Source organism: Oceanobacillus sp. FSL K6-0118 (assembly GCF_038006665.1).
GTDB classification, from domain to species: domain Bacteria; phylum Bacillota; class Bacilli; order Bacillales; family Amphibacillaceae; genus Oceanobacillus; species Oceanobacillus caeni.
Genome location: NZ_JBBOVR010000001.1, coordinates 3,201,746 through 3,214,109, shown reverse-complemented (window position 1 = coordinate 3,214,109; position 12,364 = coordinate 3,201,746). Strand labels below are relative to the sequence as shown.

Here is a 12,364-nt window from a genome sequence, read left to right as displayed (position 1 = left end):
CGTGATGAATACAGTAACATTATATACGTGGGTTGGATTCCTTTTATTTCTAGGTATTATGTTGGCACTTGGATATATTGGGACTAAACAAACGAAAAGTGTTCGTGATTTTGCGATAGGCGGGGGACTTGGCCCAGTTGTGTTGGGGCTATCCTTTGCGGCCACCTATCTAAGTGCAGCTACTTTTCTTGGGTATCCTGGCTGGTCTTATGAATGGGGACTGTCGAATCTTTGGCTTATTCTCGCCATGATTGGTGGAGGAGCTCTAGGAGTTCTTATGGTTGCCAAAAAAATAAGGGAATTAAATAAAGAACAAAAATCACTTTCTTTACCGGATTGGTTAGGCGATTATTATAATAGTGATATTTTACGAGTCGGTACAGGTTTGATTTTACTGTTTAATATTTTTTATATCTCGGCACAGTTTGTAGCGGGAGCGAGAATTTTTGAATATTTACTTGGTATGGATTATACAGTAGGTCTGATTCTTATAACAGTTGTTGTCGTGTTGTACGTTTTTGGTGGTGGGGCATTAGCTGATATTTATACGGATGCGGTCCAAGTAATTTTAATGGCTATTGCTGGAATAATTGTGTTCGTTTCGGGAATTGTGATTTTTTGGAACGGTGGGATTACAACAACACTTTCCGGAATCGTGGACAATTTAGCTGCCCAAGATGGAAATCTAGTAAAGGTATTTAATCCCGATTCCGTTCATTTTTATTCCATTGGTGCAATAATAGGTGCGATTACGATTCAGTGGGCATTTGCATCCGCTCCACATCTATTTAATAAAGTATTAGGTTTAAAGAATGATAAGGATTTAGGAAAAATGATACTTACTTATGTTATAACGGCTTCTCTGTGTGTTGTTGTCTTGTTTGGTGGACTTTATAGTAGGGTGGCAATTGGCCCTGCAGATGTGGTAGCAGATTTAGCTTTAATGGAGTATGTAGCATGGGCATTTCCAGCAATTATTGTAGCTTTCTTCGGAGTCGTGATTCTTGCTGCAGCTATGTCTACTACAGATGGGTTGTTTGTATCCATCTCCACGGTATTTGCGAATGATATTTTTCTGAAATTCCTCGTAAAACGCGGATTTGTTCGAGTAGAGGAGGAGAAAGCGGAAAAAATAGCGTTACAGATTAGTAGAATAACGGTACCAATTGTAGGGTTACTAGCATTTCTTATTGTCCTTAAACCACCGATGTATATGGGAGACATTATGTGGATTGGAATTTCCGGTATAGCAGCTGGAACGTTAGGACCTATCTTATATGCGGTTTACAGCAAACGAAAGGCATCTCCAAGGGCAGCGGAGGGCTCGATGGTTATCGGTTTACTATCGTATTTAATTCTATACTTTGGTGGAATTATCCCAAGTACAATGACAGCTGGGGCAGTAGCGACATTTATTGGGATTCTAGCAATGGTTGTTTTAGCCTTTGTTATAAAGGATAAGGATAGGGAAGAAGAGGTTGAGTTGGCCAAAGCTGAATAGGAGGAATAAAAAATGTTCGTAAATGAAATGCTTTCCGTCTGGCTTTATGGAATGATTGCGATTTATGTCATTATAGGTTTGTCACTTTGGAAATGGTATTTTGGCAAAAGTAATGATTAGAGAACTTGACATTCGCTATTAGGCTGGACAATGCCCTAGTTGCGTTATGGAGGTAGGAAGACTTTTTGCCTGCCGGAGAGGGGAATTACTATGGATCATATTGTTATTGTCTCAGGAAGCCCGTCTTCCACATCAAGGTCGGAGCGCGTTCTTCATTATTTGGGGAAACGAGTAGAACAAGAGGGGTTTTCGATAAAACATATTTCCGTAAAAGATGTGGATGCGGACGATTTATTATTTGGTAACTTTAATAGTGATCAAATTAAACACATTACTTATGATTTACAACAGGCAGATGGGGTTATCGTTGGTACACCGGTTTATAAATCATCCTATTCAGGGGTTTTAAAAGCACTTATTGATCTTTTACCACAGGATATTTTACAAGACACTCCTGTCCTACCATTGATGACAGGAGGAAGTGCCTCTCATCTATTAGCAATTGAGTATACACTTAAGCCACTTTTAGCATCTTTGAAAGGCCAGAGTGTAAAAGGACTTTATTTTCTAGATAGTCAATTAGATAAAACAAAGGAAAATCCGATTATAGATAAAGAGATATTAGAGAGAACTAATAAACAGTTAGAGTATTTTTTAGGAAAAGTAAATCAGAGCATAAAATATCATAGATTGTTAGAAGTATATTAAAGCAGGTAAGGCTGTCTCGTAGTACTTGGGGCAGCCCCTTTTCGTATGCAAGCCGATATCTGTTGCTGATATTCAATGCATGACACCTGATATCTATTGACTGAATACTGATATCCGTCATATGAAATGCCGATATCTGCCGCCGGAATTACTACATTTACCAAAAAAACGAGCAGTAAATTTATTATTTACAGCTCGTTTTTGTACGTATTGAGTCATCCCTTATTTATTCAAATAAGCCCAAGCGTATTGTGCGTATAATTCAGATCCTGTTATGAGAGCATCTTCATCAATATTAAATCTTCCATGGTGGTGCGCCCATTCTGTGTCTTTTTCCGGATTTCCACAACCAACTAATGCAAAACTTCCAGGTGCTTCATCTAAAAAGAAACTAAAATCTTCTCCCCCCATAGTCGGCTTTTGATCATAAATGACATCTTTGCCAAAGGCTTCAGAGGCTACTTGTTGAACAAGATGTGTACTTATTTCTTCATTAATAACCGCATTGGTTCCTCTAGAATATGTTACTTTAGCTGTTGCTCCATAAAGACTTGCAACTGTATTTGCATAGTGCTCTAATTCTTTTTCTACGTGATTTCTTGTTTCCTTATCAAAAGTACGAACGGTTCCTTCAATGACCGCATTTTCTGCAATCACATTAAATCTGGTTCCTACTTCCATTTTTCCAATTGTCAGTACTGCCGTGTCAAGCGGATCAACGGTTCTAGAAACAACGGTTTGTACGTTCATGACAAAGGATGAAGCGACAACAGCTGCATCAATGGTATCTTGTGGGATAGCACCATGACCTCCTCTTCCTTTAAACTCTACTTTGAAAATATCTGCAGCAGCAAAGGCTGGACCCGGATTACATACTATCTTTTGCGTTGGGGTTTGGGACCAAATATGTATACCAAACACATTATCCACCCCGTCCATGGCACCTTGTTTAATTATTGTTTTTGCACCTTCAGCAACTTCTTCAGCTGGCTGGAATAAAAGTCGAACACTTCCGGGAATATCATCTTTCACTTGATGTAATGCTTTTGCTGCAAATAGAAGCATCGAAGTGTGTGCATCATGACCACATGCATGCATTTTTCCATCAAATTTAGATTTATAGGCTAAATCTTGATTGATTTCTTGAACGGATAATGCGTCCATATCCCCACGGAGTGCTACCGTTTTTCCTGGTTTGCCTCCTTTAATTTCCGCGATTACGCCAGTAGGTTCCGTTCGGCGGTAGGGGATACCTAACTCTTCTAACTGTTCACATATAAACGCAGTCGTATTTTCTTCTTCCCAAGATAGTTCTGGTTCACTGTGTAATTTTCTACGTGTAGCGATTAGTTCTTCTTCGTGTTCCGTGATGTATGATTTAATTGCTTTGTTAATCATCCTACTCTGCCTCCGTTAATCTTTTTGCTGTTTCAAATAATACGTCTACTCCTTGGGCTAAATGTTCTAAGTCTGACCATTCCTCTGGACAATGACTCAGTCCATCTTTACTTGGAATAAAGATCATCCCGGCTTCTGTATAGTCTGAAAATACCATCGCATCATGGCCAGCCCCGCTTAGCATCGGTATAGAAGAAATCCCTAATTTTCCTGTGGATTCTTTTAATGAGGATCGAACCTCTTTACTTAATTCTTTCGGTTGGATATATAATTGCTGCTCGATGGAAGTTTTAATGCCATCTTTTTGATATGATTCAATAAGTGCTTTTACTTTTTCCATCACGCGTTGAATCGATGCTTCTTCCCCTGAGCGAAGATCAATCGAAAAGATTACTTTATCCGGAATGACATTCGAGCCATTTGGATAGACAGCAAACTGACCAGTAGTAATGACGGTGCCATTTCCTTCCGCTTTTGCTAGTTTTGGCAATTGGGAAACAATTGTTGCTGCAGTAATTAACGCATCTGAACGACGATCCATCGGTGTTGTACCGGCATGTCCTGCTTTTCCTTCTATGGTCACTTCAAATTGTGTCAGACCAACAATCGTGTCAACAACCCCAATACTAATATTTTCCTCTTCTAAAATCGGTCCTTGTTCAATGTGCAATTCTAAAAATGCCTTCATCGTTTTTGGATCACGATGTTTAGGGAGTGTTGGATCGAGCCCTGCTTCTTGCATTGCTTCTATAACAGAAATTCCATCTTTATCACGAATCGTATGGAAATCCTCTTCACCAATTAATCCATTAATCCCACGAGAACCCATCAACCCCCCACCAAAACGAGAACCTTCTTCTTCAATCATTGCGATCACTTCTAGTGGATATGTCGGTTTGATATTGTGTTCTTGAAATAAAGCTGCAACTTCAAGCCCCGCTATAACACCCGCAGGACCGTCATAATTACCTCCATGAGGAACACTGTCAAAATGAGAACCAATGAGAACACTAGGAGCAAATTCTTTCTTTCCTTCTAACTTGCCAAAAATATTACCAAGACCATCTTCTCTTACAGTTAAACCGTATTCTGCCATCTTTTCTTTAATATACTTCCGTGTTTTCACGTCTTCTGGACTATAAGAATATCTCGTCATTCCTTCATTTGGTGTTGCAGTATACTGACTCATTGTTTCAAGATGCTGTTTCACTCTCTCTTTATTTGCCAATTAAATCACTCCTCCTAAAATCTATATTAACTATTTAGAAAAAATCGAGTAAGTGTACTTACCCGATTGGACCTTGAAGTCTGAGAATCTATTATTATTATAAGTATGTGACAAAAACTCCCGCAAGAATAACAGACACAATCGTTACAGTTATGAATCCACCGACTAGCATTGGTGGTAACATATGACTTAACAAAGCCTCTTTCTCTTTTTCATCTTTTGTCATCGATTCGATTACTTCATTTGTAATAATATAATCTTGTGGGAATCCATATAATGCCGTTAATGATACAGCAAATGCCATTTCCTTACTAACTTTTAACACTTTCCCCATAATCCAAGAGAAAATATACATTCCCAAAATCCCTATAACAATTGTACCTACCAATAAACCTAGAATTTCTACCATCATATCTGGGGTAGCATTTTTTAGTCCATCGAAGATAAACAACAATAGAGCAAACATCGCAAAGCCAAATCCATTTGCTTTTTCAAGAACACCTTTTTCCAAAAATCCAATACTAGAAGCTATAACACCAAATAACAAACAAAGTACATATGGATGAATCGTAACAATTGGTTCCACTGCAACGGAAGTAAGGTATGCCAAATAGGCTACAACAATTAATCTGAAAAGTTTAAAGAAACTCGTATTATATTTTTCAGGTAATCTTTCAAATAGCTTTGGTTTAGAATCTTCAACAGCCGCAGCTGCCTCGTTCGATACCTCTATTGTTAATTCACCATTCCGATATTTCTTTAAATAGTTTTTACCTTCTTTTTTTAACATGATTGAGGTTAACGGATAACCAACAAATCCTTGCACCACATAAATGACGATAGCAAATACAGATAAACTAGTAAGTCCTACTGCTTGTGCCCCCTCGGACATAATAAGTGAGGACACCACCCCGCCAACCAATGGAGGAACAGCTACAATCATCGCTTCTAAGCTAAATATCATCGTTCCAATCGTAAGTAATAATAGAGCTGCTCCAGCAATACCAGCGAGTGCAATCAAAATGGTTTTCCATTGTTTTTTTAATTCATCCAAAGAAAGCAACGTTCCCATATTGGTGATAAGCAAGTAAATCATCATCGACGCCACGACGGACGGTATACCTGCAATTTCAACAATATCTTTCGGGAAGAACGTCCAATACCCAATTAAGAAAAGAATTGCACAAATAAATACAGAAGGAATCCAAGCTTTTGTACGTATAGACACGGCTTCTCCTATAAATAAAATGGTTATTAAAATAACCAGAGCTAACATTTGCGACATTTATTCTACCCTCTTTCTACAAAATTCGACATTATTCTAAAAAATTATTATTTTATTATAACAGTAATCTTACAGAATTCAATGACTATTTATATATTGGATATATTTATATAATTGCGAGTATCATTAATCTTGAATTTCCATAAAAACTATTACCCGTAATAATGAATTTACTTAAAGGAAGAGGGTCTTTTTGAGTAGGTAGGAAGTGTAACTAAGGCATTTGGCTACTAATAGCTATGTCAAGTTTTCTAATAATTTTCATTAACTTTCGAACATTATACCTATTAAACGATTTTATGTGATTTATATTCCGAAATGTACTAATAATGCAAAGATAGAGATAGGTGAAGGAAATGTTTAATTTGACGGATGAACTTGTAGAAGATCTAATTGAAAAAGGGATTGCTCGGTTATATAACATGTTATCGTTATTTAATCCATTCCAGTTGGCACAAAACTGATTATTTGAGTAACAGGTTTATCCCAGAGCCGCGACAATAAGATATCTTCTTAAAAGCATGTTATTACACATTTAAAATGTCATGTGAATTTAGTGGTGAGTGGAATAATATAAAGGATTTGAAGAATAGTCTAAACCTATTTTTATTTACAACGAAAAGAATTGAATAATAATGAAACTAATACCACACTTATATTGCTAGGGATTAAAAATACTTATAATAGTATTAAGCTTCATCTTATGTATCTTTCCGTATGTCATTTTGGTTTTCTAATATCCCTTTTCCAAAGATAGAATAAAAAGGAATATAAGAAATGGATATAAATTTGTATTGTTCTATTTTTTTATCCTCAACAGGAATTAGATAAAATCATTAAAAAGTGGTTGACCCGTAGTTAGATAGTGTGGTAGGATATTTCTTGTCGTTTCAAAAAGTCGACTATAATCAATAAAAATCAAAAACTTGTTGACTTTCTTTCTTAGAAATCATATAATGAATTTCTATTGTTACGTAATTAACGACAATTAATAAAAAACTTATTGACATTGAATAAGTAGTTGTGATATAGTAATAGAGTTGCTGTTAGGAATTCAGCACACGAACTTTGCTCTTTGAAAACTGAACAAAACAACCAGTATGTTAAGATAAAAGAAACTCGTTTTCTTTTAAAAATAGAAGGTAACACTTCTAGAAGCTAAGAGATAGAATTAATTATGTTAATTCTAAACAAACTTTTTTGGAGAGTTTGATCTTGGCTCAGGACGAACGCTGGCGGCGTGCCTAATACATGCAAGTCGAGCGCTGGAAGCTAATTTCATCCCTTCGGGATGAAATTAGTGGAAAGAGCGGCGGACGGGTGAGTAACACGTGGGCAACCTACCTATAAGACTGGGATAACTCGCGGAAACGTGAGCTAATACCGGATAATACTTTTTATTGCATAATAAGAAGTTTGAAAGGCGGCGTAAGCTGTCACTTATAGATGGGCCCGCGGCGCATTAGCTAGTTGGTGAGGTAAAGGCTCACCAAGGCAACGATGCGTAGCCGACCTGAGAGGGTGATCGGCCACACTGGGACTGAGACACGGCCCAGACTCCTACGGGAGGCAGCAGTAGGGAATCTTCCGCAATGGACGAAAGTCTGACGGAGCAACGCCGCGTGAGTGAAGAAGGTTTTCGGATCGTAAAACTCTGTTGTTAGGGAAGAACAAGTCAGGTAGTAACTGACCTGACCTTGACGGTACCTAACCAGAAAGCCACGGCTAACTACGTGCCAGCAGCCGCGGTAATACGTAGGTGGCAAGCGTTGTCCGGATTTATTGGGCGTAAAGCGCTCGCAGGCGGTCTTTTAAGTCTGATGTGAAAGCCCACGGCTTAACCGTGGAGGGTCATTGGAAACTGGAGGACTTGAGTGCAGAAGAGGAGAGTGGAATTCCATGTGTAGCGGTGAAATGCGTAGAGATATGGAGGAACACCAGTGGCGAAGGCGACTCTCTGGTCTGTAACTGACGCTGAGGAGCGAAAGCGTGGGTAGCGAACAGGATTAGATACCCTGGTAGTCCACGCCGTAAACGATGAGTGCTAGGTGTTAGGGGGTTTCCGCCCCTTAGTGCTGAAGTTAACGCATTAAGCACTCCGCCTGGGGAGTACGGCCGCAAGGCTGAAACTCAAAAGAATTGACGGGGACCCGCACAAGCGGTGGAGCATGTGGTTTAATTCGAAGCAACGCGAAGAACCTTACCAGGTCTTGACATCCTTTCGCCCTCCCTAGAGATAGGGATTTCCCTTCGGGGACGAAAGTGACAGGTGGTGCATGGTTGTCGTCAGCTCGTGTCGTGAGATGTTGGGTTAAGTCCCGCAACGAGCGCAACCCTTGATCTTAGTTGCCAGCATTAAGTTGGGCACTCTAAGGTGACTGCCGGTGACAAACCGGAGGAAGGTGGGGATGACGTCAAATCATCATGCCCCTTATGACCTGGGCTACACACGTGCTACAATGGATGGTACAAAGGGCAGCGAAACCGCAAGGTCAAGCAAATCCCATAAAACCATTCTCAGTTCGGATTGTAGGCTGCAACTCGCCTACATGAAGCCGGAATCGCTAGTAATCGCGGATCAGCATGCCGCGGTGAATACGTTCCCGGGTCTTGTACACACCGCCCGTCACACCACGAGAGTTGGTAACACCCGAAGTCGGTGAGGTAACCTTTTGGAGCCAGCCGCCGAAGGTGGGACCAATGATTGGGGTGAAGTCGTAACAAGGTAGCCGTATCGGAAGGTGCGGCTGGATCACCTCCTTTCTAAGGATATACGAAAAGCGGAAGCATCCGGTTAGCGACGTACAAACTAGACTGAGCCGAAGGAGATAAAGGAAACACGATGAACGTAAGTGAATCGATGTTGACTTATCGCGCGGAGGTGAAGGAAGTTTGCTAGTCGCTGGGTGCTGCAGCTGGACATTACGGAACATCCTAATTTGGATGAAGCATACTGTGTTGTCTGGTTCAGTTTTGAGAGAGCAAATCTCTCTGAAACTTTGTACCTTGAAAACTAAATAAGAGTAATCAAACGACATCAATCAAAAGGCTGAAGCGACTGTTCAACGACGTACGGACTGGACTGAGCCGAAGGAGATAAAGGAAACACGATGAACGATAGTGAATCGATGTTGACTTATCGCACGAAGGTGAAGGAAGTACGCTAGTCGTTAGGAGCTGAAGCTAAAGCAAGGCTATATAATAGCACGCTTATTCATTGTAAACTTAGTTAAGTGAATAAGGGCGCACGGTGGATGCCTTGGCACTAGGAGCCGATGAAGGACGGGACTAACACCGATATGCCTCGGGGAGTTGTAAGTAAACATAGATCCGAGGATTTCCGAATGGGGAAACCCACTGTTCGTAATGGAACAGGACTTATGTCTGAATACATAGGGCATAAGAGGCACACCCAGGGAACTGAAACATCTCAGTACCTGGAGGAAGAGAAAGCAAATGCGATTTCCCAAGTAGCGGCGAGCGAAACGGAAACAGCCCAAACCAGAGAGCTTGCTCTCTGGGGTTGTAGGACACTCCACAAGGAGTTACAAAGAAATTCTTTAGATGAATCAACCTGGAAAGGTTAGCCAAAGAGGGTAACAGCCCTGTAATCGAAAAAGAATTTCCTCCGGAGTGGATCCTGAGTACGGCGGAACACGTGGAATTCCGTCGGAATCCGGGAGGACCATCTCCCAAGGCTAAATACTCCCTAGTGACCGATAGTGAACCAGTACCGTGAGGGAAAGGTGAAAAGCACCCCGGGAGGGGAGTGAAAGAGTACCTGAAACCGTGTGCCTACAAGTAGTCGAAGCGCGTTCATGCGTAACGGCGTACCTTTTGTAGAATGGACCGGCGAGTTACGATTGTATGCAAGGTTAAGTGGAAGACACGGAGCCGTAGCGAAAGCGAGTCTGAATAGGGCGATTTAGTATGCGGTCGTAGACCCGAAACCGTGTGATCTACCCATGTCCAGGGTGAAGGTCAGGTAACACTGACTGGAGGCCCGAACCCACGTATGTTGAAAAATGCGGGGATGAGGTGTGGGTAGGGGTGAAATGCCAATCGAACACGGAGATAGCTGGTTCTCTCCGAAATAGCTTTAGGGCTAGCCTCAAGATGATGAGTACTGGAGGTAGAGCACTGATTGGACTAGGGGCCCTCATCGGGTTACCGAATTCAGTCAAACTCCGAATGCCAGATACTTAAACTTGGGAGTCAGACTATGGGTGATAAGGTTCATAGTCGAAAGGGAAACAGCCCAGACCACCAGCTAAGGTCCCAAAGTATACGTTAAGTGGAAAAGGATGTGGAGTTGCTTAGACAACCAGGATGTTGGCTTAGAAGCAGCCACCATTTAAAGAGTGCGTAATAGCTCACTGGTCGAGTGACTCTGCGCCGAAAATGTACCGGGGCTAAACGTATCACCGAAGCTGTGGATTGTTCTTACGAACAATGGTAGGAGAGCGTTCTAAGTGCTGTGAAGTCAGACCGTGAGGACTGGTGGAGCGCTTAGAAGTGAGAATGCCGGTATGAGTAGCGAAAAAAGAGTGAGAATCTCTTTCACCGAATGCCTAAGGTTTCCTGAGGAAGGCTCGTCCTCTCAGGGTTAGTCGGGACCTAAGCCGAGGCCGAAAGGCGTAGGCGATGGACAACAGGCAGATATTCCTGTACCACCTCATGACCGTTTGAGCGATGGGGGGACGCAGTAGGATAAGGAATGCGCACGGATGGATGTGTGCGCCCAAGCAGTGAGAAAGTCAGGTAGGCAAATCCGCCTGGCCATTTCAAGCTGTGATGGGGAGGCCTTCTGGCCGAAGTTCCTGATTTCACACTGCCGAGAAAAGCCTCTAGCAAGGTCACAGGTGCCCGTACCGCAAACCGACACAGGTAGGCGAGGAGAGAATCCTAAGGTGAGCGGGAGAACTCTCGTTAAGGAACTCGGCAAAATGACCCCGTAACTTAGGGAGAAGGGGTGCTCTACGGAGTAGAGCCGCAGTGAATAGGCCCAAGCGACTGTTTAGCAAAAACACAGGTCTCTGCGAAGCCGAAAGGCGAAGTATAGGGGCTGACACCTGCCCGGTGCTGGAAGGTTAAGGGGAAGAGTTAGGGCTTTTGCCCGAAGCTTAGAACCGAAGCCCCAGTAAACGGCGGCCGTAACTATAACGGTCCTAAGGTAGCGAAATTCCTTGTCGGGTAAGTTCCGACCCGCACGAAAGGTGCAACGACTTGGGCACTGTCTCAACGAGAGACCCGGTGAAATTATACGATGCGTGAAGATGCGCATTACCCGCGACAGGACGGAAAGACCCCGTGGAGCTTTACTGTAGCCTGATATTGAATGTCTGTGCAGCTTGTACAGGATAGGTGGGAGCCTTAGAAACGTGAGCGCCAGCTTACGTGGAGGCATCCGTGGGATACCACCCTGGCTGTATGGACCTTCTAACCCAGGACCGTGATCCGGTTCGGAGACAGTGTCAGGCGGGCAGTTTGACTGGGGCGGTCGCCTCCCAAAAGGTAACGGAGGCGCCCAAAGGTTCCCTCAGAATGGTTGGAAATCATTCGCAGAGTGTAAAGGCAGAAGGGAGCTTGACTGCGAGACCTACAAGTCGAGCAGGGACGAAAGTCGGGCTTAGTGATCCGGTGGTTCCGCATGGAAGGGCCATCGCTCAACGGATAAAAGCTACCCCGGGGATAACAGGCTTATCTCCCCCAAGAGTTCACATCGACGGGGAGGTTTGGCACCTCGATGTCGGCTCATCGCATCCTGGGGCTGTAGTCGGTCCCAAGGGTTGGGCTGTTCGCCCATTAAAGCGGTACGCGAGCTGGGTTCAGAACGTCGTGAGACAGTTCGGTCCCTATCCGTCGTGGGCGTTGGAAGTTTGAGAGGAGCTGTCCTTAGTACGAGAGGACCGGGATGGACATACCGCTGGTGTACCAGTTGTTCCGCCAGGAGCATAGCTGGGTAGCTACGTATGGAAAGGATAAGTGCTGAAAGCATCTAAGCATGAAGCCCCCCTCAAGATGAGACTTCCCATCATTTTAAATGAGTAAGATCCCTCAGAGACGATGAGGTTAATAGGTTTGAGGTGGAAGCGTGGCGACACGTGGAGCTGACAAATACTAATCGATCGAGGACTTAACTAAATTCTTTTCATGTCTTCATTTACTCTTATTTAGTTTTCAG

5 protein-coding genes and 2 rRNA genes are annotated in these 12,364 nt (G+C 42.6%); 4 read left to right on the top strand and 3 right to left on the bottom strand.

The genetic code is table 11. The annotated features are described in order from the left end of the window. Window positions 1-4: 4 nt before the first annotated feature. Both MHI02_RS16335 and ssuE read left to right on the top strand, forming a co-directional pair. Window positions 5-1,501: a sodium:solute symporter family protein gene (locus MHI02_RS16335; RefSeq protein WP_341166065.1), complete on the top strand. Its 1,497-nt coding sequence runs from the start codon at window positions 5-7 to the stop codon at window positions 1,499-1,501. A 210-nt stretch (window positions 1,502-1,711) separates the two neighbouring features. After that, a complete protein-coding gene (gene ssuE, locus MHI02_RS16330) occupies window positions 1,712-2,269 on the top strand; it encodes an NADPH-dependent FMN reductase (protein WP_047186556.1) in 558 nt (185 codons plus the stop codon). Window positions 2,270-2,491: 222 nt separating this feature from the next. Here ssuE and MHI02_RS16325 read toward each other — a convergent pair whose 3' ends face one another. The 3 genes from MHI02_RS16325 to MHI02_RS16315 form a co-directional block, all read right to left on the bottom strand. Further along, the gene (locus tag MHI02_RS16325) at window positions 2,492-3,667 is read right to left on the bottom strand and encodes a M20 family metallopeptidase (RefSeq protein WP_341166064.1); all 1,176 of its coding nucleotides are present in this window, start codon (window positions 3,665-3,667) and stop codon (window positions 2,492-2,494) included. A gap of 1 nt (window position 3,668) precedes the next feature. Continuing rightward, window positions 3,669-4,856, bottom strand: coding sequence for a Zn-dependent hydrolase (locus MHI02_RS16320; protein WP_244987055.1), 1,188 nt, complete (start codon window positions 4,854-4,856; stop codon window positions 3,669-3,671). 136 nt (window positions 4,857-4,992) lie between these two features. After that, on the bottom strand, window positions 4,993-6,180 hold the full coding sequence (locus MHI02_RS16315; protein ID WP_204798751.1) for a hypothetical protein: 1,188 nt from the start codon (window positions 6,178-6,180) through the stop codon (window positions 4,993-4,995). Window positions 6,181-7,377: 1,197 nt separating this feature from the next. On the opposite strand from MHI02_RS16315, the gene MHI02_RS16310 reads away from it, so the two are divergent. Further along, window positions 7,378-8,943 (top strand): 16S ribosomal RNA (locus MHI02_RS16310). A 464-nt stretch (window positions 8,944-9,407) separates the two neighbouring features. Then, a 23S ribosomal RNA gene (locus MHI02_RS16305) occupies window positions 9,408-12,324 on the top strand. The 16S and 23S rRNA genes sit together here, the layout of an rRNA operon. Window positions 12,325-12,364 lie beyond the last annotated feature (40 nt).